Here is a 23,183-nt window from a genome sequence, read left to right on the forward strand (position 1 = left end):
GGCGCACTCGACCGATCGACCCGCCACCCACAAGGTCTGCCCCATGATCATCCGCAGCGATGAAACCGAGGATGTCCCTGTCACTGAAGGCGGGACGATGCGGTTGCATATCTTCAGGCCGGCCGTCGCAGGGCGCTTTCCCGGCGTGCTGTTCTTTTCCGAAATCTATCAGGTCACCGGCCCGATCCGGCGGCTCGCGGCCTTTATGGCAGGGCAGGGCTATGTGGTGGCGGTGCCGGAGGTCTACCACGAGTACGAGCCACCCGGCACGGTCCTGGCCTATGACCAGCCGGGAACGGATCGCGGCAACATTCTCAAGTTCACGAAGCCTGTCGCGGCTTTCGACGCCGACGCCACGGCCGCGCTTGCGTTTCTGCGTCAGCACCCGGCCTGCACCGGGAGGCTCGCCACGATGGGCGTGTGTCTGGGCGGGCATCTGGCCTATCGCGCGGCACTCGACCCGAGCGTGTCGGCCGCCGCGTGCTTCTATGCAACCGACATCCACACCGGGACGCTCGGCGCCGGCAAGGCGGACGACAGTCTGGCCCGCATGGCGGACCTCAAGGCCGAGACCCTGTTCATCTGGGGACGGCAGGACCCGCATGTCCCCTTCGCGGGACGGCAGACGATCCGGGCGCGGCTGGAGGAGGTCGGGGCGCGGTATGAGTGGCACGAAGTCAACGCCGCCCACGCCTTCATGCGCGACGAAGGTCCGCGCTACGATCCGGCGCTTTTCGTTCAGGCGACCGGTTGGGTGCTGGCCCTGTTCGGCCGCAGTTTGCAGCAGGCGATCTGAGTCGTAGCGGGGTCGTGCGGCTCGGCGGAGGGCGCGATGAGTAATACCAAGCTACATGAGGTTTGAGTGGCCGCCCTTGGCTGAATATCAGGTTTTGACCCCTTCGCCCCGCTTGCGGCCACGGCATTTACACATCTCAGCAGAGCATCCTGGAATTCCCCTCTCCCTTGTGGAGAGGGGAGAACCGCACCGGGCCTCTAGACAATGTGTGGTATCCGATAGCCGCTTGCCGGCGAAGGGACACGCTACGCGTCGAGCCTCATGCAGGTCGGTATAAGCGAACCGATTCCGATCCGGCGCGTTCCCTAATAGCGCTGGCACACGAGGTGCCAGATCCTTTTCGATGGAAAGGTTGCGGATCATGAAGACGCTCGGATTTGTCGCTGCCGCGGCGCTTGTCGCGCCTCTGGTGTTTGCTGGCCCGTCGCAGGCCAGGACCGCCTTTCAGGATTTTGCCCAGGGTAGGGGGGTTTACGTGTCCAGCAAAGACCATCCGCCAGGCGGCTTGCAGGATACAGCGGAAACCTTCGGCGCACTTCCGCCATCCTCGCCGTATTTCTACGATCGCCGCGGCGACGTTCCGCCGCCTTATGGGTATGAAGCGCCGGGTTACTGAGCCTGCGTGCAGCCGCAGCGGTCGCAGGTCTCCGAAAGCTCAGTCTCATTCAAAAGCGCCGGTCGGCGACCTGCGTCAGGGAAGCCTTCCTTCCTGAGCCAAGAGGTCGGCATAGCTGTCGAAAGCCGCATAGGTGGCTTTCGCGAGAGCCGCGCCGACACTGACCCGGCGGATGCCGATGGCGGCCATATCGGCTACGGAAAGCCCGGTCGCCGTAAGATTGGCGTTGACGGGTTTGTCGACGGCCTCGACCACTTTCGTGAGATCAGCCAGGGTCGTGAGACCCGGCGCATAAAGGCAATCGGCGCCGGCTTGCGCGTAAGCCTTGAGCCGGACAATGACCTCATCAAGGTCGAGTTTGGCCATCAGATAGGCCTCGCACCTGCCGACCAGGATCACATCCTGGCCCGAGCGATCGATAGCGGCTCGGGCGGCGCGAATGCGTTCCGCCGCGATTGCAACGGGATAGAACCTGTCGCCGTCTCGATCTTCGATCGAAAGGCCCGCGACACCCGTTTCGATGCATCGCGTGACGTTACGGCCGACACCGTCCGGCGTGACGGCAAAACCGGCTTCGAAATCGGCATTGACGGGTAAGTCCGTTATGCCGACCAGAAACGACAGATGGGCCAACACCTCATCGACGCTCAAGGCGCCATCTTCCTTCCCGAGCGCCCAGGCCGCGCCCGCGCTGGTCGAGGCGAGAGCCTGGAAGCCCCGTTTCGCCAGTCGGATCGCCGTGCCGCCGTCCCAGGGATTGGGAAGCACGAAGCACCCAGATCGGTGCAGGGCACGGAACGCGGCACGCCGCGGGGCGAAATCTGTCATTGATCCCTCCTCGTCGATTGAATCCTCAGGCGGGTGGCCCCTCGGGATACTGCGATCGGCCGTCGTCGAGCTTGAGCCAGGCCTGCTTGCTCGACGTCCAAATGTGCTCCGTCGGCTCGAAACGGTCGGGCTGGTCGAGACTGCCCATCGCCAGGCCTATCGTGTTCGCGCTCTGCCGTTCTGAGGCCAGGCTCGTGCCGCAAAGCGTGCAGAAGCCGCGCCTGACGCCATTCTCAGCACCGAACCATCCGAGAGGGCCGCGCATGATAACACTGTCGAGCGGCACCATGACCCGGGCATAGAAGGAAGCGCCGGTTGCTTTCTGGCAGCGGTGACAGTGGCAGGCGCGCACATTCATCGGAGCCGCGTGGGTCTCGTAGCGGCACGCACCGCACAAGCATCCGCCTTCGATCTTCAAGCTCATCGTCCGTCACCTGCCTTACCAGCGCTTCCGGGAAAACCCGCATGGCTTCAGATCGAGACCGTCAGCCGCCGTCCATGGGTTTTGCCGCGCCCAACGCCGCCTGGGCGGCCGCCAGACGGGCGATCGGCACGCGATAGGGCGAGCACGAGACGTAATCGAGGCCGACTTTTTCGCAAAACGCGATCGAGGCCGGGTCGCCGCCATGTTCGCCGCAGATGCCGAGCTTGAGTGTCGGCCGGGTGGCCCGTCCCCGCTCGGCCGCCATCTCGACCAACTGCCCCACGCCTTCCTGGTCCAACGTCACGAAGGGATCGGCGGCCAAGATGTTCTTCACCGTATAGGGCCCTAAGAACGAGGCGGCATCGTCGCGCGAGATGCCGAGCGTCGTCTGGGTCAGGTCGTTGGTGCCGAAGGAAAAGAACTCGGCCGTTTTGGCGATCTCGCCCGCCAGCAGTGCGGCCCGGGGGAGTTCGATCATGGTTCCGACCTGATACGGCACGGTGACCCCGGTCTCCTTGGCGACCGCCTCGGCCATGGCGACGATGCGGGCCTTGGTGAGGTCGAGCTCGGCCAGAGTCATCACCAGCGGCACCATGATTTCGGCGGTCACGGGCTTGCCGGTGACGCGGCCGGCCTCGACCGCCCCCTCGAAGACCGCCCGCGCCTGCATCTCGGCGATCTCGGGATAGGCGATGGCGATCCGCACGCCCCGGAAGCCCAGCATCGGATTGAATTCATGCAGTTCCGCGGCGCGGCGCTTCAATTTGTCGACGCTCGTGCCCATGGCCTTAGCGACATCGGCCATCTCGGCTTCGGTCGAGGGCAGAAATTCGTGCAGCGGCGGATCGAGCAGCCGGATCGTCACCGGCAGGCCCGACATGATGGTGAAGAGCTCGGCGAAGTCCCGCCGTTGCATGGGCAGGAGCTTGGCCAGGGCCGCGCGCCGCCCCGCCTCGTCATCGCTGAGGATCATCTCCCGCACCGAGATGATACGCTCTGCATCGAAGAACATGTGTTCGGTGCGGCAGAGACCGATGCCTTCGGCGCCGTATTTCCGGGCCGTGCGGGCGTCGAGCGGGGTTTCGGCGTTGGTGCGCACCTTCATCCGGCGCGCGCCATCGGCCCATTCCATCAGGGTCGCGAAATCGCCGGACAGCTCGGGCTCCAGCATGGGCACGCTGCCGCGCAGCACTTCGCCCGTCGAGCCGTCGAGCGTGATCACATCGCCTTGCTTCAGGACGACGCCGTTCGATGTGACGGTCTTGGCGTGATAGTCGACCCGGATCGAGCCCGCGCCCGACACACAGGGCTTGCCCATGCCGCGCGCCACGACCGCGGCATGCGAGGTCATGCCGCCGCGCGTCGTCAGCACGCCCTCGGCGGCGTGCATGCCGGTAATGTCCTCCGGCGAGGTCTCGACCCGCACCAGCACCACCTTGCGGCCGGCACTCCTGAGCTTTTCGGCCTCCTCCGAGGTGAACACGATCTCGCCGCGCGCGGCGCCGGGCGAGGCCGGCAGCCCGGTCGCGAAAATGTCGCGCTTGGCTTTCGGGTCGATGGTGGGGTGCAGCAGCTGGTCGAGCGAGGAGGGCTCGATGCGCGCCACGGCCTCGTCGCGGCTGATCACGCCTACGGCCGCCATCTCGACCGCGATCTTGAGCGCCGCCTTGGCGGTGCGCTTGCCCGAGCGGGTCTGCAGCATCCAGAGCTTGCCGCGCTCGACCGTGAACTCGATGTCCTGCATGTCGCGGTAGTGGGTCTCCAGCCGTTGCGTGGTGCGCACGAAGTCGGCGAAGACCGCCGGCATGACCTTTTCCATCGACGGCTTGTCGGACCCGGCCGCAAGGCGCGCGGCCTCGGTGATGTTCTGCGGCGTGCGGATGCCCGCCACCACGTCCTCTCCCTGGGCATTGACCAGGAACTCGCCGTAGAGCGCATTCTCGCCCGTCGAAGGGTTGCGCGTGAAGGCGACGCCCGTCGCCGAGGTCTCGCCCATATTGCCGAACACCATGGCCTGCACCGTGACAGCCGTGCCCCAGGCTTCCGGAATGCTGTTCAGCCGGCGGTACGTGATGGCACGGGCGTTCATCCAGGAGGAGAACACGGCGCCGATCGCACCCCAGAGCTGCTCGCGCGGGTCCTGCGGGAAGGGTTTCGACAGGATCTCGCCGACCTTGGCCTTATAGGCGGAGACGAGGCCGCGCCAGTCGGCGGCTTCGAGATCGGTGTCGAGGACGTAGCCCTTGCGCTCCTTGAAATCCTCCAGGATGTCCTCGAAATGGTGATGTTCGACACCCAGCACCACATCCGAATACATCTGGATGAAGCGACGGTAGCTGTCCCAGGCGAAGCGTTCGTCGCCGGAGGACTGGGCCAGGGCCACGACAGTCTCGTCGTTGAGACCGAGGTTGAGCACCGTATCCATCATGCCGGGCATCGACGCCCGGGCTCCCGAGCGCACCGACACGAGCAGAGGGGCCTTGGCATCCGCGAAGGTGCGCCCGGTCAACGCCGCCACCTGGGCGAGGGCGGCGTCGATTTCGGCTGCCAGATCGTCGGGATAGCGCCGCCCATTGGCATAGAACCAGTTGCAGAGTTCGGTCGTCAGCGTAAAGCCGGGCGGGACCGGAAGGCCGAGATTCGACATTTCGGCGAGGTTGGCGCCCTTTCCGCCGAGCAGGTTGCGCATCGCCCCCGTGCCTTCGGCCTTGCCGTCGCCAAACGTATAAACCCAGGTGCCCATGCCACTTCTTCCCCGATCGATAACGTCTTGTTCTTGGCAGGCCCTCGGAGCGAACGACGCAGCCAAGGAACCGATGTGATGTCAGTGTCACGGCCCACGCGCATGGCGTCAACAAACCTGTTCCCGGGGCCTGCCATCTTCCGGGTCTTGCAACGCTGCCATGCGCGTGAACGGGACTCGAACGTCTGCGAACCCGTTTCGCCGCCGGCCATGTCTCCGGGAAGCTTCGCATGACTTCCCCTGTCGCGATCATCGGCGCCGGGCCGGCGGGGCTCATGGCCGCCGAGGTCCTGTCCGGTGCGGGCCACGCCGTGACGGTCTACGACCGGATGCCCTCGATCGGCCGCAAGTTCCTGATGGCGGGCCGCGGCGGCCTCAATCTCACGCATTCCGAACCGCTGGAGCGCCTCCTCCTCCGCTATGACGAGGCGGCGCCGCGCCTGAGCGCGGCGCTGAGGCGCTGGCCGCCCGAGGCGTTGCGAGAGTGGTGTCGCGGGCTCGGACAGGACACGTTCGTGGGATCGAGCGGGCGGGTGTTTCCGGTCGCCATGAAGGCTTCGCCGCTGCTGCGCGCCTGGAGGGTTCGGCTCACGGAGCGGCAGGTCGGCTTCGCGCTGCGCCACCGCTGGACAGGCTGGGGCCCCGACGGCAATCTCCTGTTCGCCACACCCGAGGGCAGGGTGAGCGTACTCCCCGCCGCGACGGTGCTGGCCCTGGGCGGGGCCAGCTGGCCCCGGCTCGGCTCGGATGGAACCTGGGCTGAGACGCTCCAGGCCATCGGGGTGGGGGTACACCCCTTCTTGCCGGCCAATTGCGGCTTCCATGCCCCCTGGTCCGCGATCTTCGCCGCGCGGCACGAGGGCGAACCGCTCAAATCCGTGGCGCTTGCCTTTGACGGAACGGTGGTGCGCGGCGACGTGGTGATCACCCGTGAGGGCCTGGAAGGCGGCGCGCTTTATCCGCTCTCCGCACCGCTGCGGAGCGCGATCCTGGCGCAGGGTCGCGCTATTCTCTCCATTGCGCTGCGGCCGGATCTGTCGACCGGGCAGCTCAGCGAGCGATGGGCCAAGCGGAAGCCGAAGGAGTCTCTTGCGACCGCGCTCAAGCGAACGCTTCACCTCGCTCCGGCCGCGATCGGGCTTCTTCAGGAGGCCGCCCATCAGGAGGGTCGATCACTGGCCGGCCTCGATGCGCCGGAGCTGGTGACCCGGATCAATGCGGTTCCGGTGCGCCTCAACGGGATCGCGCCGCTCGATCGCGCCATCTCGACCGCCGGCGGCCTCGCGTTCGACGACGTGGACGATGCATGGATGTTGCGTCGGCAGCCTGGCACCTTCGTGGCCGGCGAGATGCTGGATTGGGAGGCACCGACCGGTGGCTATCTGCTGCAGGCCTGTTTTGCGACCGGCGTCGCGGCGGCGGAAGGCGTCCTGGCCTGGCTTGGAGGCCTGGACGCGCCACGCGTCAGCCCAAACTGAGACGGGCCAAGAGCCCGAGCAGACCGAGGCTGAAGATCGCGTAGACCGAGACGGCCGCCACGGCCGTCCGTTTGGAACGGCGCACGCGTCGTCGCAAACGCATGGCCAAAGACGGCCGCAAAGGACCGTTCGGATGTCTGATCACACGGGGGCCGAACATGGACGAAGGCAAGCTGAATGTATGGGGGAGCCAAGGCGACGGCGGATGCGAGATCGATGCCAGACACGCCGAAACGACTCGTGCGAAACCAACCTATGAGCGAGTTCGCGGCCGATCTCAACACGAGATTGGAGGCAGTCATATTGTCGGTGAGGCGTGGAACAGCATGCCACGCGCGGCGTTGAACCGAAACAGACCGTGAACGGAGCTTGATGATGAGCGACACCGCAGCCCATAATCCAAAACTCGACGACCATCCGGGATCGAACGCCGAAAAGAACCCGGACGATTGGACCACCGGCGGCGAGCCCATGACCGGGGCGCAGGCGTCGTATCTGAAGACGTTGAGCGAAGAGGCCAAGGACCCGGAGGCCTTCGACGACACGTTGACCAAGGCCGAAGCCTCAAAGCGCATCGACGCGTTGAAGCAAGCGGTAGGGCGCTAATCTTTCCAAGGCCATGATCCTGTCCCGATCGGGTGAGATGTGAAGGGCGACAACTCTCGAAAAGGGTTGCGTCACAATGTCTGGAAACGCCATGAACAGCCTTTACGCCCGCGTCGCGACCGAACATGCCAGCCGGTATCTGCAACAGCTCTGCAAGCACTGGAACCACAGGTTCGACGTCACGTTCGACGCCGATCACGGCACGGTTCACCTGCCGGGCGCCGATCTCGGCCTTCTGGCGCAGCCGGATGCGCTGGTCATGACCCTCTCAAGTCCGGACGACACCGACCTGATCCGGCTGGGAGGCGTCGTCGACGCGCATCTCAGCCGCTTCGCCTTCCGGGAAACGCTTGCCATTGTCTGGTCGGGAACCGAGGCCGTTCACTCCGCTTCGTGAGCCGAATCGCAGACGGAACAGGTTATGGCTTCGCTCAACCCAGGGTAGCAACCGGACTCCTCAGCGGCCCTTGGGAAACGGCAGGCCGAACCGGCGCGTCAGGAACAGGCCGCCGTGCCGCAATCCGGCCTCATCGATGCCATGGCCGACGCCGAGCGACAGGTGCCATTCGCAGGGCACCTCCGTCTCGCCAAGGTCGTTGACCGACTGGAACAGCGCGTCGAGCGGGATCACTTGGTCGGCGTCGCCATGAACCAGCAGGATCGGCGGCTTCTGCAGCGCGCCCCCGCCGGTATCGACGTCGGGTGGCTCCGGCGCCACCAGGAGGCCGGAATACCCCAGAATGGCGGCGACACGCCCCCGCCGACGCAAGCCGACGTGAAGCGCCATCATGGTCCCCTGGCTGAAGCCGACCAACGCGAGGCGGCTGTCATCCAACGACAGCCGTGCCAGTTCGGCGTCGAGAAAGGCGTCGAGTCCGGGGTGGGCGGCGGTGACGCCCCGCCAGCGCTCGCCTGGATCACGAAATGTCAACGGAAACCATTGCCGGCCTGTCGGCGATTGGCTGCAGCGGTCGGGCGCGTGCGGCGCCACGAACTCGGCATCGGGCAGCCAGGGCTGCCACTGTCGTGCGATTTCGATCAGGTCGTTGCCGTCGGCCCCATAGCCATGCAGAAAGACCACGAGTTGACGCGGCGTGCGCGATTTGGCGGCAAGTCGCGGTCCGTCGATGCGGGCGGCCATGGCGATACTCCCAAGTGACGCGCAGAGATATGGCGCGCTTGTCCTCCGATCATGGCGTGATGGTCAAGATGCCGTCGGGACCGGGGTGGCCCGTGCTCCGCGCAGCGCCCGGTAGCAGCCCCAGAGCAGATAGGCCGCGACACCGCGGAAGGGCCGCCAGCGTTCCGCCATCGCCGTGAGGTCGCGGGCGCTGGGGCGCGCGTCCCCGCCGAACACCAGCCGGGCCGCCTCCTGGAGCGCCAGATCGCCGGCCGGGAACGCATCCGGGTGACCCAGGCAGAAGAGGAGAAAGACATCGGCGGTCCACGGGCCGATGCCTTTCAGCGCGACGAGTCGCGCATGGGCGTCGTCGACCGGCAGGTCTGCCAGCCGGTCGAGCGGCAGCGCGCCGTCCGCGATCGCCTGCGCGACGGTCCGCAGGGTGCGGATCTTGGCCGCCGACAAGCCGCAGCCGCGCAGCAGGTCGACCTCGGCCCGCAGCACGGTTTCGGGGGTCAGCGGGATGAGGGCGACGGCAAACCGCGCGAAAATGGCGGCGGCGCTCGCGGTCGACACCTGCTGGGCCACGATGGTGGCCGCAAGCCCCTCGAAGCCGCTGCGGTTGGCCCGGAGCGCCGGCCGCCCCGCCAGCGCCGTCATGGCCGCGGATCCCGCCGGATCCACGCGGGCGAGGCCATTGAGCCCGGTGTCGAGCGCCGCCTCGGTGGTCAGGCGGAGAGGGGCGGCATGGCCAGTGCCGTGGCCCGGATGGTTCTGGTGTCGCGACATGTTAAGCACCTGCATGGCCTCCCCCGATCCCATGCCCATCGGTGGCGCTCAAGCGCCTTTGTTCCGTTTCGCGCCGTCGCCGAACGGCTTCCTGCATCTCGGCCATGCCTATTCGGCCCTCATGAACGACCGGCTTGCCCGGGAACGGGGCGGCATGCTGCTGCTGCGCTTCGAGGACATCGACAGGGCACGGTGCCGGCCGGATTACGAGGAGGCCGCGCTGGCCGATCTCGCCTGGCTCGGCGTCGCCTGGACCCCGCCGCCGACGCGCCAATCCGACCGCTTCCCACTGTATCGTGCGGCGCTCCAACGGCTTGAAGCCGAGGGCCTGGTCTATCCCTGCTTCTGCACGCGAGGCGACATCGCCAAGGCGATTGACGGCAAACCCGGTTGGCCGCGGGACCCCGACGGCTCGCCGCTCTATCCCGGAACCTGCCGTCGCAGAACGCCCGCCGAACGCGACAATCTGGCGGCCCAGGGGGCTCCGGCCGGGCTCCGACTCGATCTCGCGCGCGCGCTCGACCGCCTGCCGCCCGGCCTCGACTGGGTCGAATATCGCGAGGGCGGGGCACCCATGGGGATCCCCGCCGAGCCAGCCCGCTGGGGCGACGCGCTGCTGGCCCGCAAGGACATCCCGACGAGCTATCATGTCTCGGTCGTGGTGGATGACGCGGCGCAAGGCGTCACCGACGTGGTGCGCGGCGAGGATCTGTTGGCGGCAACGGGTCTGCATCGCGTCTTGCAGGTCCTCCTTGGGCTCCCGGCACCGGTCTATCATCACCATCGCCTGATCTGCGACGCATCGGGCGAAAAGCTCGCGAAAAGCCGGGCCGCGCCGACCCTGCGGGCGCGCCGCGCCACTGGGGAGAGCGCCTCCGATCTGCGGCGTGCCCTCGGGTTCGACCCCACTTGGTAAGTGTCAGGCCTCTTCAGGCCAGGCGCGGAGCACGGCGTCGATGCTCGACACGCTGACCTGCTCGGGTAGACGGGGCAGCAGCGTGTCGAGGACGGCGCGGTGGCCCGCCTCCGACGAACTCGTGACCCCATCGACTGGCACGATCACCCGCAGGCCTCGGTCGACGGCGTCGAAGAGGCTCGCCAGGACGCAGACATCCGTTTCGACGCCCGTCAGCACCAGCGTGTCGATGCGATGCCGGGCGAGATGCGATTCGAACGCGGGCGATCCGAAGATCGAATAGGTCGGCTTCTCGAACATCATCTCGGCCGACGCGATTTCGGCCAGGGGCGCGACAAGATCGAGCAGGCCCGGCGCCAGCCTCTCGCCGGTGACGCTCGACCAGCGCCGGTAATAGTCCACCCAGCGGCCCTGCGCGGCCTCGGCCTCGCGCGGCACCGTGAAGCAGGCGAACAGCGTCCGCGCCGGATGCGCCCGCGCCAGCCGCGTCACAGCCGGGACGATGCCCGACAGCGTCGGCGTGTGCCAGGCCGTCGGCTCGGCGAACAGCCGTTGCATATCGATCACGACGTGCAGGGTGTTGGACGACAGAGGCTCCAAGGTATGATTCTCCTGATTGATCCGTTGAAGCGGAATTGATCCAGGTTCGGAGCCTTGCATCCCACTCAAGTCATGTCCTCAGTTTCAAGGTAACGAGGGTCAACCGGTCGCTGTCGGTCCACGCCAGACGGTCTGTAAACGCTGTGCTGTATCTGTAATCAGATCCCGCTGAGATCGAAATGCTCTTACCTGCCGCCGCGTGACTGTTGCGGCCCATTCGCCAGCGCGCTATCATGTGACGTCGGAAAAGGCAGACTTGGTTTGGTAAGCCCAAGTCCTTTCGGTAACGAAAGCTCTGGTTTTTGGCCTCGCGCTGGAGATCCCCACGACGAACAAAGGACGTCCATGCGCGTCCGACTGTTCGTCCGTGCGGGTTTCAGTTTCGGGAAACGCTCCGGTCGAACATCGACATAGGAGCCTGACGATGCCTATCCCCACCGATCTTTACGATGTCCTCATCGCCGGCGCGGGTCCAGTCGGCCTGTTTCTCGCTTGCGAGTTGAAGGCGGCCGGTTGCTCGGTGCTGGTCCTCGAACAGGCGAGCGACCCGGACTCGCCGTTGAAGCGGGCGCCGTTCGGCGTGCGCGGCCTGTCCGTACCAACCATTGACACCTTCGACCGGCGCGGGCTGCTGGACGAGATCAGGGACCGTGTTGTCGGCCGCGACACACCCGGAACAGCGCACTGGATGAAGCAGCAGCGCCAGCCCGGCGGCCATTTCGCCGGGATCCAGTTCTTTCACGACCGGATCGACAGCGCGCGCTGGCCATATCGGCTCGCCAGTCCCATCAGCAACGTCGCCGTGGACATGGCGAGCATCGAAGCCGTCTTGACGGCCCGTGCGAACGCTTCTGGTGTAAAAATCCTGCGTGGCAGCGCAGTCGAAGGTTTCGAGCAGTCGGACAAGGTTATCATCGTTCGAGCAGGCCAAGAGACGTTCCGAGGCCGCTGGCTCGTCGGCTGCGATGGCGCGCGCAGCGTCATCCGCAAGGCGGCAGGTATCGGCTTCACCGGTACCGACCCCGAGTTCACCGGCTATTCGGCCCAGGTCGAGTTGGCCGCCCCGGACATGCTCAAGCCCGGGCGGCACTACACGGCGGAGGGCATGTACATTTTTTCGCCGCCTGGCACGATTGGGATAGCCGACTTCGATGGCGGCGCCTTCCATCGATCTGCTCCGCTCACACGCGAGCATATCGCGACAGTGCTGCGCAAGATCTCTGGGATCGACGTCATTGTGACCGAGCTCGAAGTCGCGACCACTTGGACCGATCGCGCCTTCCAGGCCACTGAGTACCGCAAAGGCCGGGTGCTGCTGGCCGGTGACGCGGCGCACATCCATTCGCCGCTGGGTGGGCAGGGGCTCAATCTGGGGCTCGGCGATGCAATGAATCTAGGCTGGAAGCTTGCAGCCACGATCCGTGGTGACGCGCCGGTCGGTCTGCTCGACAGCTATGAGTGCGAACGGCATCCGGTCGGTGCGCGCGTTCTCGACTGGTCGCGTGCCCAGGTCGCGCTCATGCGGCCGAGCCGAAGCTCGCGCGCACTCGGAGCCATCATCCGTGACCTTATCGAGACGCGCGACGGCGCAACCTACTTCGCCGAGCGCGTCTGGGGCGTCTCGCTCCGGTACGATCTCGGTGGCGTTCATCCCTTGGTGGGGTGCAGTGCTCCGGATTTCACGTTGAGCGACGGGCGGAGGGTTGGCAGCCTCATGCGCGACGGCAAAGGCTTGCTCCTGGACTTCAATCCCTCTCTCCCGTCGCTTGGGGCTCTCGCGAACCCACGGTCTGCGAGGATCACCTATGTCGCGGGGGACTCCCAGGACCGGCTAGGCTTACGCGCCGTGTTGGTGCGGCCCGACGGGATCGTCGCTTGGGCAAGCGACGCCGCTCCAGACAATGCGACCCTCAGCCAAGCTGTGACGCAATGGTTCGGCGAATGATCGGGAGCAGGTGAACCCGCTTCTGCGATGTCGGCTTCGAGGCAGTCTCCGCCCGAAGCCAACCGTCCTAAAACCACCCATTCACGACCCATGCACACCTCAAACCGCGACATCACCCTCGTTCGGTCACGGTTGAGCCGACCGCGGGAAGCCCCTATGGTCAAACTGCAGCTTGACAGCTGCGCAGCAAGCCGTTTGTCTTGCGAAGTTGTTTGTACACAAATGATCTCTGCTTTTTGAGGAGCGGAACCATGGTTGTCCGTCTGGATCGTCGCCAGTTCACGCAAACCATGGGAGCGGGCCTCGCGGCGACCGCCTGGGGCCTCGGCCCGGTCCGGGCGGCCGACAAAACCATCACCGTGCTGAACTGGCAGGGCTACGGCACCGACGAGAAATTCGCAGTCAAGAAATTCCAGGAGATGACCGGCTACGAGGTCAAGCACGATTATTACAACGCCGAGCCCGAGATGCTGACGAAGCTCCGGACCAATCCCGGCGCCTATGACGTGGCGATCCTCAACACGGCACGTGACTCGCAGGCCCAGGCCGAGAACCTGATCGACGCCATCGATCTCACCAAGGTTCCGAACGCCGCTGGCCTCGCCGACACGTTCAAGACCCATCCCAATATCACGATCGACGGAAAGACCTACGGCGTACCGTGGGTCTGGGGCATGAACGCGCTCGCGGTGCGACGGGACAAGGTGACCGGCGTCGACAGCTACAACGTCTTCACCGATCCCGCCTATGTGGGCCGGTGTGCGCTCTTCGACGACGCGGTCACGGGGATCGCGATGGCGGCCCTGCTGACCGGGCAGAACATCAATAACCCCGCCGACATGAAGAAGATCGGCGACACGCTGAAGACCTTCAAGAAGAACGTCAAGCTGCTCTGGTCGAGCGAGGACGAGTGGAACAAGGCTTTTGGGGGCGGCGCCTTCGATATATCGGTCTACTGGTCCGGGGCCGTGGCCCGCTCGCAGAAACTGCACAACCTTGCCGTGGATTTCCTGATCCCGAAGGAAGGCGCCATCGGCTGGCTCGACAATCTCTGCCTACCCGCCACCAGCACCAAGAAGGAGCAGGGCCTCGCCTTCATCAACTATATGATCGATCCGAAATTCTATGTGGACTGGGTCACGGGCTCCGGGGCGCCGGCCTCGGCCAACAGCGCCGCCATGAACGAATTGCCGGCGACGGATCTCAACCGCCAGATCCACAAGCCCGAGTATCTGTCGAAGATCCAGTTCATGGGCACCCTGCCCGACGATCGGCGACAGGCCTATAACGACCTTTGGGAAGAGGTGAAGGCCTACTACGCGCATAGCTGAGCGAGGCGCACGGCGGCAGGACGTGGGCATGGCCGACACCGCGACCGGCGCGACCCTGCCGCAACCCTCGCGGGGCGGCTGGCGCATCCTGGCCCTGCTGGCGCCGGCCTATGGCTGGCTGCTCCTGACGGTATTCCTGCCGCTCTGCGCGATGCTGGTCTTCAGCTTCTTGAAGACGACACCCTTCGGCAGCCGCCAGCCGCTCGTCTTCACGTTCAAGAACTACCTCGCCTTCGTGGATCGGCCGTATCTCGTCAACGTCGCCTGGACGTCGCTCCAGCTCGGGCTCTGGACGACGGGCCTGTGTGCCGCGCTCGGCCTGCCGGCCGCGATCGCCCTGGCCCGCGCCACACGCGGCCGGACCCGACAGGTCCTGTTCCTGCTGACCATCCTGCCATTTTGGACCAATGGTCTCGTCCGCGTCTTTTCCTGGACCATGCTGCTGCGCGAAGGCGGCCTGCTCGACCAGGCCGTTCACCTGGTGTGGCCGGGCGCCGGATCCTTGTCGCTGCTGTATAGTTTTCCGGCCGTCGTGATCGGCCTCGTGCACGCCTATCTGCCCTACATGATTCTCACCTGCTACCTGTCGGTGGTCGGCATCGAGGACGGGCTGATCGATGCCGCGCGCAGCCTCGGGGCCCGCACGCCGGCGGTCTTCACGACCGTGATCCTGCCCCTCTGCCTGCCGGGCCTGGTCTCAGGCGCGATCCTCATCTTCGTGCCGGTGATCGGCGCCTTCATGGAACCGCGCATCCTGGGCGGCCGCATCGGCGTCACGATGGGGACCGTGATCGAGGACCAGTTCACCAGCGCCTACAATTGGCCGCTCGGGGCCGCCCTGTCCTTCACGATGCTGGCAGCCGTGCTGGTGATCTTCGCCGCCTTCTCGGGCGTGCTGCGCAAACGGCTTGCCGTCGCATGATCCCTCTCGGCCGCCTGACGCTCGCGCTGATCCTGGTGTTTCTCTATGCGCCGGTCGTCGTCATGATCGTCATGGCGTTCAACGAGTCCGATCTCTATGCGCTGCCGCTGCAGCCTTCGCTCAAATGGTTCACGGCGCTGGCCGGCAACGAGAAGCTGATCGACGCGAGCCGCAACAGCGTGCTGATCGCGGTGATAACGGCCGTGCTCGGGACGGCGATCGGCACACTGGCGGCCTTGGCGCTGGCGCGCCACGCGTTCCGGGGTCGCTCAGTGCTTCAGCTCCTGTTGCTGCCGCCGATCGCCATCCCGTGGTTGATCACCGGCACGGCCATGCTGGTCTTCTTCTATTGGACCGGCATCGGCCGGGGGCTGCATGCCATGATCCTCGGCCATGTGGCACTCGCCATTCCCTATGTGGTGCTGGTGGTCGGCACGGGGCTGCAGGGCCTGCGGTCCGATCTCGAAGAAGCCGCCATGAGCCTCGGCTCGACGCCGGTCCATGCCTTCTTCGCCATCACGCTGCCGCTGCTCGCCCCGAGCCTCATCGCCGCCGCGCTTTTCGCCTTCGCGGTCTCGCTCGACCAGTTCGTCGTCTCCTACTTTCTGGCGACGCCGGGCGTGTCGACGCTGCCGGTCGAGATCTACACCTCGATCCGCAAGGGCTTCACGCCGGAGATCAATGCCGTCTCGACACTGCTGCTGGGCGCCTCCGTGATGCTGTTCCTGGTCTTCGCGGTGCTGACCCGCATGGGAGAAGCCGATGAGCGGCGTTGAAGTCCGGGCCGTCAGCAAGCGCTACGGGGCGGCCTCCGTGCTCGACGCCGTCGACGCGCGCTTCCCCGAAGGCCGTTTCACCAGCCTGCTCGGCCCCTCGGGATCGGGCAAGACCACGCTGCTGCGGATCATCGGCGGCTTCGTGGCCCCCGATGGCGGACGCGTGGTGATCGGCGGCGCCGATGTCACGGCGGTCCCCCTGTGGAAGCGGCGCATCGGCATGGTATTCCAGTCCTACGCGCTGTTTCCCCATATGACGGTCGCCCAGAATGTCGCCTATGGGCTCAATCGACGTGGCATCCGGGGCGCCGCCGCGCGGGCCGAGGTGGGTCGCGCGCTCGAACTGGTGCATCTGACCGGCTTCGATGCGCGGCGGCCGAAGCAGCTCTCCGGCGGCCAGCAGCAGCGCGTGGCGCTCGCCCGGGCCATCGTGACGAAGCCCCGCGTGCTGCTACTCGATGAGCCGCTCTCAGCCCTCGACCGCCGGCTGCGCCAGAATATGCAGATCGAACTGAAGCGCATCCAGCGCGAAAGCGGGCTGACCACGATCTTCGTGACGCATGATCAGGAGGAAGCCCTCACGCTCTCGGACACGGTCGCGATCCTCGACCGGGGCCGCATCGTGCAGGAGGGCGCACCGGCCGACATCTACGAGCATCCCCGCACGAGTTTCGCGGCGGCCTTCCTGGGCGATGCCAACTTCTTCCGCGGCACGGTGCGGGGCGAGGCGATCGACACGCCCGCCGGGCCGATCCGCATCGCAGGCGCTCTTCCGGCCCCCGGCACGGCCGTGACCGTCGCGGTGCGGCCCGAGAAGATGACGTTGCTGTCGGCAGGGCCCGACCCGGCCGGGAATGTCATCGACGCCACCTTGCGCGAAATCATCTATGCCGGAGCCGTGTCGACCTTTCTGCTCACCGGTTCGGATGGTGCCGAGATCAAGGTCTTGAGCCAGAACCGGGATCTCGCCGGCCCGGCGCCCGGCGCCCGTGTCCGGCTCGCCTGGGCTCCGGCCCACACGGTTCTGCTCGCCGATTGATCGGTCGCGCTGTTGTCACGGATGTCCGATGCTTCGCCACGCCACCATTCCCCCGAACCGTGCCTGGTACACGTGGTCGAGCCGGCCCGCCGAAATGGTGTTCCTGCCCCTCGGTGTCCGGCTCACGCCGCTCGCCTATGCGGGCAGCACCGGCAAGGCCACGCTCTACCCGCCTGGCGACGGCGTCGTGTTCGGTCGGCACGATCTCGAGGCGCGCGATGTCGGGTTGACGCTGACCCACGCCGGCACCACCCTCGATTGGCGCTTCACCAAGGCCGACCCCTTCGCCATCGCGGGCCGCTGGCGGGCCGACAAGCTCGGCGAATGGGGCCTGCGCTTCTGGGTCAACCTCTGCCTGTCTGCCGAAGACGGCAGCCCCGTGTGCTGGGACCAGACGGAGGGCGCGGCGCTCGTCAAAGTGGGCCACCGTTTCGTGGCACTCGTCTCCGCCGAGCCACCCGTGCAAGTGACCGGGCACCCGACCATCGAGGCCGTCGCGGCCCATTATGAACAGCACGGCTACTTCCACCTCGGCGCGCGGGCCACACAGGCACCCGCGCTGGCGCTCCGCTTCAACCTGGAGATGAGCCGCGGCAACCGTTTCGCGGCCGCCGTGGCCGACCGGGCCGACATTGCCGTCGCCCGGGCCAAAGCGCTGCTCGCGGCGCCCGAGCCGCCGCCGACCCCGCCCGCCCAGGAGGGTCCCTTCGCGGGCGCGCTCGACGCCGTGCGGGACGTGATGGCCTGGAACACGGTCTGGGACGAGATCAATGCCCGTCCCTACACGTCGATCAGCCGCAACTGGAACCAGGCCAAATTCGGCGGCTTCGGGGTCTGGCTGAACGACCAACTCTTCGCGGCCCTGATGACCAGCCTCTTCGATGCCGAGGTCGCCCGCGAAAACCTCATGGCCGTGCTGGCGAGCGCGACCCCGCAGGGCAATTTCGCCTGTCTGGTGACCGCCAACGACGCCTGGGTCGACCGCACCCAATTGCCGATCGCCTCCTTCATCACCTGGGCGATCTACCGGCAGACCGGATCGAAGCCCATTCTGCAGCTCATGCGCGACAGCCTGGAGCGCAACCACGCCTGGTGGTGGGCGAACCGCGACCCTAAGGGCCGCGGCCTCGTGTCCTACGGCACGTCGGACGTCGGGGAAGGCCTATATAAGGGGACGTCTTTCGGCGCCCGCAATGAATCGTCGATGGACAATGCGCCGATCCACGACGAGGCGCGCTACGATCCGGAGACCCGCACGCTCGACTGCATGGATGTCGGCCTGAACAGCCTGCTGGCGCTCGACGCGGAGATGCTAGGCAAGATCACCGAAGAGCTTGGCAATCCGGACGCTTCTCGCCGCTATGCTGAGCGCGCAACGCAGCATTGCGAAAGAATTCGATCGGTGTTGTGGGACGAGACGCGGCAGATCTTCGCCAATCGCCTCTGGTCCGGCGCTTTCGTGCGCAGCCTGGGGCCAACCAGTTTCTTTCCCATGGCGGCGGGCGCGGCAACGCCGGCTCAGGTCGACGCCCTTCTGAAGCATCTCACAGATCCCACGACGTTTGGCGGTCCCTATGTCATCCCAGGCGTCACGAGGGACAATCCGGCCTTTGCGGACAACACCTACTGGCGCGGCCGCATCTGGCCGCCGCTGAATTTTTGGGTCTGGCGCGGCTTGCTGCGGGCTGGGCATCAGGCGGAAGCCGACGACTTGGCGGCCCGAAGCTTCGCCCTGTTCCAGCGCGCGTGGACCCAGAGGCTCTGTCCGGAGAACTACAATGCCGACAGCGGTGAGGCGCTCGATCAGCCGGACACGGATGGATTCTATGGCTGGGGCTCGCTTCTGCCCTTCATGATGACGGACGCCGGCACTCGACTGCCATAAGGGAAATCAGATAATCGAGCGAATTTGCGTAACGTGCCATATGCAACGTGCATTGCACCATGCGCGTCCGATACTTCCGCAATGGCACGATTTGTTGACCGCCCTTGTGTTTGTAGGAGGCGTGACATCTCACCCTAACCGTTTAACCTTAAGCCCGCTGCCTTGGACCACGCACTCTTGAACCGAACGACTCAAAGCACGCTCCGGAACTGCCCAAGGAGTTGACAACTTCCCAAACGGAACTATAAACAACAGCGCAAGTTACATTTGGGTCATACGGAGGTGTTCATGAAGACGGTTTTGGCCGCGGCGGCTCTTGCTGCGACAATGGTTGTAGGATCGACGGCAGCATCTTTTGCTACGCCAACGAATCCGGTCGTTAGCCCAATCGATGGGTCGTTCTCTGGAACGGCGCCGACGAGCGGGTTTGATTTCTTTTCGTTCGCAATCCCGCTTCTCGGCAGCTACACGGTCAACGGGATTGTCAGCACAGCGTCGTCGAAGGTGAGCATCACGGCGTTTGACTTTTTTTCCGCGCCTTTGGCCACGTCGGTGATCGAGACCGGCACCAAGCTGAGCACCAAGATCTACACTCTTGATCCGATCACGCTGGCAGCTGGAACATACTACGTCGGCGTCAAGGCGACCGGTGGAAACAATAGCTCTGCGACTGGCTATTCTGGAACGTTGTCGGTTTCGTCTGTGCCGCTTCCGACCTCGGTGGCTCTTTTTGGGACAGCGATCGCTGGCCTCGGTCTCGTCGGCGCTGCGCGCCGGAAGGCTCAGAAGGCTTCCGCCACGGCGTGAAGCCAGCCTAACGGCAAGAGGCTTCAGGGGTAGAAAAGGCGGGAGCTTTGCTTCCGCCTTTTTGCGTTAAGCGTAACGTTCATTAAATCCCATCAATCTCCAAGTCCGATAGAATCTTTATTCAGTGAAGGTTATAAGCCATTCTTCCGACGTAAAATTTTGGTGACGTAAGGAATGAGACGGGTTTTATCGATTAGCTCTATTCTTTTGATTAGCCTGTTCGTAGCCGGCTGTAACAATGCTGGCCAAGATGTTGCCGAAACTCTTGCTCGTGCCCACCAGTATGTGGTCGAAGGGAATATCGCCAAGGCTCGGGTGGAGCTACAAAACGCCCTCAAGGCAAACCCGACAGATCCGCAGGTCAACCTGACTCTGGCACGTCTCGAGGATGAAGCAGGCAATCTTCAGGCGGCCGTACCTTTCTATTTGAGGGCCGCTGCTCCCGACGCTCATCTCATTGAACCTCAGCTGCGAGTCGCTGAGATCCTTCTCGACTCTGATCGACTGCAAGACGCAGCCGGACGCATCAATGCGACAGTTGGTTCTTTTCCCGGGAACGCAAGTGCCTTGGCGATGCGCGCCGACCTCGCGGAACGTCAAGGACAACTTGGACCTGCAAAGACCGATGCTGATGCGGCACTTCAGAAAGACCCTATCAACTCGCGTGCGCTCGCGGTCCTGGCTATGCTGGACCTGCGCAACCATGATGCTGAGCAAGCCCTGAACCTAGTCAATCGCGGCTTGGCGAAAGCTCCCAATGACCTCCGTTTGCTGCAAGTTCAAGCGGCCGCACTGCTCACATCGAACCAGCCCGAGAAAGCGGTCGATGCTCTCAGATCTATCGTGCGTGCCGCTCCAGGTAATATTGCTGTCCAGACCGCAATCGCCAATCTCGAAGCCAGCAACGGCAAGCTCGATGATGCAATTGCTCACTTTAAGGCCGCCGTGGATGCGAGCCCCGCAAACGTAGACTTGCAGCTTGCTTTCATCAAATTTCTGGCGAGCACAAGCAAAAGCAATGATGCCGCGTCTTACATCGATAAGCTCATCACGCTGTACCCGGATACCTCCACCTACGATCTTGCGCTAGCCGGTTATTATCGCAGCAAGGGAGCGCTTGAGCAGAGCAAGGCCACGCTTGTTCAGGCTGAAGCGAGGTTGCCAGATGGAAAGTCGAAGCGAGAGGTCGAAGTGGCTTTGGCGAAAGTCGAGGCGGACAGCGGCCATTACGATTTGGCGGAAGCAAAGCTGAACTCCGTCCTGAGCCTCGACCCGCAAAACACTGAGGCGCTCCTGTTTCGCGCCGACTTAAGTGCGAGGTTTGGACGAACCACAAATGCCATCGCCGATCTGACGGCAGTCGTGCGCAACGATCCCGTGAATGGGCGTGCATTCCAGGCACTTGCCACGGCGTACCTCCGACAAGGCGATGCAAAGCTTGCTGTGGATGCAATCCGCCGGGCTGTTGCCGTCGTACCCGGCGATGAGAATGCGCAGGCAACCTTGGCGGCTTTTCTGGAGAATGCTGCCGACCAGGAAGGCGCGCGCGACCTGATGGCACGGGTTACTCTTCGGAGACCAGACAGCCCCTTCGTCTGGATTGTGAATGCCCAGATCGCAATCGACCGTAAGGATTGGGGTGAAGCTGCCAGATCTTTAAACCGGTTACGTGAAATCCCTGGGTCGTCTTTTGCGGCTACGCTGATCGACGGTCAGATGCGTGCAGCGCGAGGCGACAACTCTGGTGCTGCTCTAGTCTACCGTAATGCAATCGGGGCGCAGATAGACTTTGATCCTTCACTTTTGGGGGCCTTCGCGCGCGCAAGCACAGCAGCCGGTGAGAGCGGCGACGCGGCGCAATTTCTTGCTCAGCGCACACCGGCTCTTAAGAGAGAGATCCAGCCACAAGCTTGGATCACCGCCATGTCACTGCAGGCGAGTGCAGGACATGTCGACAAGGCAGACGAAGCCTTTGCAAATGCTGTGCGCCTGTCTCCTCAGACAGCCGACTTCTATTCTGCTTACGTCGGGGTTCTTCTGGGCAAGAACCAATACGATCAGGCGAGACGGGTGATCACGTCGGGACTCGCCGCAGGTGCTTCGCGATCTGCACTTCTGGTGCTCAGGGGCTGGATTGACGAATCTGCAGGAGACGCCAAGGCGGCGCAGGCAAGCTATAAAGAAGCGCTGGACGCCAATCCATTATCAATAGATGCAGCAAACAATTACGGGAGTCTGGTGGCGGATCGTCAATCCACCAACATCGAGGTATTGGCTGATGCACGTGCACGACTGAGTGGATCTGAAGCTATAAACAATCCATCGATCGTCGATACCATCGCATGGCTTGATTATCGCCTGGGTCGTTTCGAGGAGGCTCGGCTGTTGTTGACGCGGATCAACGCTCGTGAAAGCAAAACGCCTCAAATTCGCTTTCATCTCGCAGCGGTCCTTCTCGCGTTGGGAGACCGGTCAACTGGATTGGCTCTTCTTGACTCTCTGAAAGGGCTGACGTTTCCAGGGTCCGAAGAGGCGCGTTCACTTTCGGCTACCTGACGTGGCGGATGGAAACACCCTCGGAGCAATCGACAGAGTAGGTGATGCGGCGTCGCAAGATGCACCCGCAATATCGGTCATCATCCCGCACTATGACGATCTCCTGAACCTCGGTGTCTGCCTCGCGGCATTGCGCAGCCAGACGATGGCACCGGACCGGTTCGAGGTGATTGTCGCCGACAACAATTCACGCTGCGACCGCTCGCAGCTTGAGGCCGTGTGCCGTGACGTTCACCTCATCAATGCGCCCATTCAGGGTGCTGCGGAGGCGCGCAACGCGGGCGTGCGGGCTGCCAAGGCGCCGCGTCTCGCCTTCCTCGATTCGGACTGCCGTCCTGATCCCGCGTGGCTAGCGGCCGGCTTGGCGGCGCTCGACCACCATGCGCTAGTGGGTGGACGGGTCGACGTCTCCGTAGCGAACCGCGAGGCCGTGACGCCAGCCGAGGCCTTCGAACAGGTCTTCGCGTTCAACAACGAGCGCTACATCCGTGAGGAGAAGTTCTCGGTTACGGCCAATCTTTTCACCACACGGGCCGTGTTCGAGGATGTCGGCGGCTTTCGCACCGGCGTCGCCGAGGATTACGACTGGGGCCGCCGCGCTGCCGCGAAAGGGTATGTTTGGCATTACGCGGCCGATGCCGTGGTCGAACATCCGGCGCGCCGCGACTGGCAGGAGTTGACCCGCAAATGGAAGCGGCTGACGTCCGAAGGCTTCGCGCTGGCGGCGGAAGCCAAAGGCGGCCGTCGGCGCTGGATTATCCGCAGCTGGCTCATGCTGTTGTCGCTGCCCCTCGCGGCCCTTCAGGCCGCCCGAAGCCCGAGGGTCGCTCAGCCGCAGGATCGCTGGAAAGCGCTGGCGGTCCTTATTCGCTTACGCTGGTGGCGCTTCATCGAGGCGCATCGCGTCGCCTTCTGATCGGCACCGGGTTCGGCTTTGTTCCACGGCGACTGCAAGTCCAAAAAGTGGGGCTGATTTTATGCATTTTGCTGTATAGTTGTGCTTCCG

General features: G+C 64.6%; 21 protein-coding genes. 15 read left to right on the plus strand and 6 right to left on the minus strand.

Annotated features, from left to right (window positions below; genetic code table 11):
* Positions 1-43: 43 nt before the first annotated feature.
* Both M8523_RS18175 and M8523_RS18180 read left to right on the plus strand, forming a co-directional pair.
* Positions 44-796: a dienelactone hydrolase family protein gene (locus M8523_RS18175; protein WP_282586312.1), complete on the plus strand. Its 753-nt coding sequence runs from the start codon at positions 44-46 to the stop codon at positions 794-796.
* Positions 797-1,157: 361 nt separating this feature from the next.
* Positions 1,158-1,412, plus strand: a complete 255-nt coding sequence (locus M8523_RS18180; RefSeq protein WP_282586313.1) for a hypothetical protein — start codon at positions 1,158-1,160, stop codon at positions 1,410-1,412.
* A 75-nt stretch (positions 1,413-1,487) separates the two neighbouring features.
* On the opposite strand, the gene M8523_RS18185 is transcribed toward M8523_RS18180, so the two are convergent.
* The 3 genes from M8523_RS18185 to ppdK all read right to left on the minus strand — a co-directional run bounded on the left by M8523_RS18185 (position 1,488) and on the right by ppdK (position 5,407).
* A complete protein-coding gene (locus tag M8523_RS18185; protein WP_282586314.1) occupies positions 1,488-2,240 on the minus strand; it encodes an isocitrate lyase/PEP mutase family protein in 753 nt (250 codons plus the stop codon).
* 25 nt (positions 2,241-2,265) lie between these two features.
* Positions 2,266-2,664, minus strand: a complete 399-nt coding sequence (locus M8523_RS18190; protein ID WP_282586315.1) for a GFA family protein — start codon at positions 2,662-2,664, stop codon at positions 2,266-2,268.
* Between the two features lie 61 nt (positions 2,665-2,725).
* On the minus strand, positions 2,726-5,407 hold the full coding sequence (gene ppdK, locus M8523_RS18195) for a pyruvate, phosphate dikinase (protein ID WP_282586316.1): 2,682 nt from the start codon (positions 5,405-5,407) through the stop codon (positions 2,726-2,728).
* 230 nt (positions 5,408-5,637) lie between these two features.
* On the opposite strand from ppdK, the gene M8523_RS18200 reads away from it, so the two are divergent.
* The 3 genes from M8523_RS18200 to M8523_RS18210 all read left to right on the plus strand — a co-directional run bounded on the left by M8523_RS18200 (position 5,638) and on the right by M8523_RS18210 (position 7,888).
* Positions 5,638-6,885, plus strand: coding sequence for a TIGR03862 family flavoprotein (locus tag M8523_RS18200; RefSeq protein ID WP_282586317.1), 1,248 nt, complete (start codon positions 5,638-5,640; stop codon positions 6,883-6,885).
* Positions 6,886-7,260: 375 nt separating this feature from the next.
* On the plus strand, positions 7,261-7,491 hold the full coding sequence (locus M8523_RS18205) for a DUF3072 domain-containing protein (protein WP_282586318.1): 231 nt from the start codon (positions 7,261-7,263) through the stop codon (positions 7,489-7,491).
* Between the two features lie 91 nt (positions 7,492-7,582).
* Positions 7,583-7,888 carry a DUF2218 domain-containing protein gene (locus M8523_RS18210; protein ID WP_282586319.1) on the plus strand — a complete coding sequence of 102 codons (306 nt, stop codon included), beginning with the start codon at positions 7,583-7,585 and terminating at the stop codon, positions 7,886-7,888.
* A 60-nt stretch (positions 7,889-7,948) separates the two neighbouring features.
* On the opposite strand, the gene M8523_RS18215 is transcribed toward M8523_RS18210, so the two are convergent.
* Both M8523_RS18215 and M8523_RS18220 read right to left on the minus strand, forming a co-directional pair.
* Complete coding sequence (locus M8523_RS18215) at positions 7,949-8,632, minus strand: alpha/beta hydrolase (protein ID WP_282586320.1); 684 nt, start codon at positions 8,630-8,632, stop codon at positions 7,949-7,951.
* Between the two features lie 63 nt (positions 8,633-8,695).
* Positions 8,696-9,415 carry a DNA-3-methyladenine glycosylase family protein gene (locus M8523_RS18220; RefSeq protein WP_282586321.1) on the minus strand — a complete coding sequence of 240 codons (720 nt, stop codon included), beginning with the start codon at positions 9,413-9,415 and terminating at the stop codon, positions 8,696-8,698.
* On the opposite strand from M8523_RS18220, the gene gluQRS reads away from it, so the two are divergent.
* Positions 9,399-10,316: a tRNA glutamyl-Q(34) synthetase GluQRS gene (gene gluQRS, locus M8523_RS18225; protein ID WP_282586322.1), complete on the plus strand. Its 918-nt coding sequence runs from the start codon at positions 9,399-9,401 to the stop codon at positions 10,314-10,316. The genes M8523_RS18220 and gluQRS overlap by 17 nt on opposite strands.
* A gap of 3 nt (positions 10,317-10,319) precedes the next feature.
* On the opposite strand, the gene M8523_RS18230 is transcribed toward gluQRS, so the two are convergent.
* Positions 10,320-10,916, minus strand: coding sequence for a cysteine hydrolase family protein (locus tag M8523_RS18230; RefSeq protein ID WP_282586323.1), 597 nt, complete (start codon positions 10,914-10,916; stop codon positions 10,320-10,322).
* Between the two features lie 424 nt (positions 10,917-11,340).
* Between M8523_RS18230 and M8523_RS18235 the strand changes: the two genes are divergently transcribed.
* The 9 genes from M8523_RS18235 to M8523_RS18275 all read left to right on the plus strand — a co-directional run bounded on the left by M8523_RS18235 (position 11,341) and on the right by M8523_RS18275 (position 23,093).
* Positions 11,341-12,861 carry an FAD-dependent monooxygenase gene (locus M8523_RS18235; protein WP_282586324.1) on the plus strand — a complete coding sequence of 507 codons (1,521 nt, stop codon included), beginning with the start codon at positions 11,341-11,343 and terminating at the stop codon, positions 12,859-12,861.
* A 251-nt stretch (positions 12,862-13,112) separates the two neighbouring features.
* Positions 13,113-14,192 (plus strand): ABC transporter substrate-binding protein, encoded by a 1,080-nt coding sequence (locus tag M8523_RS18240; RefSeq protein ID WP_282586325.1) that lies wholly within the window; start codon positions 13,113-13,115, stop codon positions 14,190-14,192.
* 28 nt (positions 14,193-14,220) lie between these two features.
* Positions 14,221-15,114, plus strand: coding sequence for an ABC transporter permease (locus M8523_RS18245; protein ID WP_282586326.1), 894 nt, complete (start codon positions 14,221-14,223; stop codon positions 15,112-15,114).
* A complete protein-coding gene (locus M8523_RS18250) occupies positions 15,111-15,890 on the plus strand; it encodes an ABC transporter permease (protein ID WP_282586327.1) in 780 nt (259 codons plus the stop codon). The genes M8523_RS18245 and M8523_RS18250 overlap by 4 nt, the downstream gene beginning before the upstream one ends.
* Positions 15,877-16,929: an ABC transporter ATP-binding protein gene (locus M8523_RS18255; protein ID WP_282586328.1), complete on the plus strand. Its 1,053-nt coding sequence runs from the start codon at positions 15,877-15,879 to the stop codon at positions 16,927-16,929. Before M8523_RS18250 ends, M8523_RS18255 begins: the two co-directional genes overlap by 14 nt.
* A gap of 28 nt (positions 16,930-16,957) precedes the next feature.
* On the plus strand, positions 16,958-18,814 hold the full coding sequence (locus M8523_RS18260) for an MGH1-like glycoside hydrolase domain-containing protein (RefSeq protein ID WP_282586329.1): 1,857 nt from the start codon (positions 16,958-16,960) through the stop codon (positions 18,812-18,814).
* Between the two features lie 282 nt (positions 18,815-19,096).
* Positions 19,097-19,621: a hypothetical protein gene (locus M8523_RS18265; protein WP_282586330.1), complete on the plus strand. Its 525-nt coding sequence runs from the start codon at positions 19,097-19,099 to the stop codon at positions 19,619-19,621.
* A gap of 174 nt (positions 19,622-19,795) precedes the next feature.
* Entirely contained in the window at positions 19,796-22,177 is a 2,382-nt protein-coding gene (locus M8523_RS18270; RefSeq protein ID WP_282586331.1) for a tetratricopeptide repeat protein, read from the plus strand.
* Position 22,178: 1 nt separating this feature from the next.
* Complete coding sequence (locus tag M8523_RS18275; protein WP_282586332.1) at positions 22,179-23,093, plus strand: glycosyltransferase family 2 protein; 915 nt, start codon at positions 22,179-22,181, stop codon at positions 23,091-23,093.
* The last annotated feature ends 90 nt before the right edge of the window (positions 23,094-23,183 follow it).

This window comes from Lichenifustis flavocetrariae (genome assembly GCF_026130545.1).
Classification (GTDB): Bacteria; Pseudomonadota; Alphaproteobacteria; order Rhizobiales; family Beijerinckiaceae; genus Lichenihabitans; species Lichenihabitans flavocetrariae.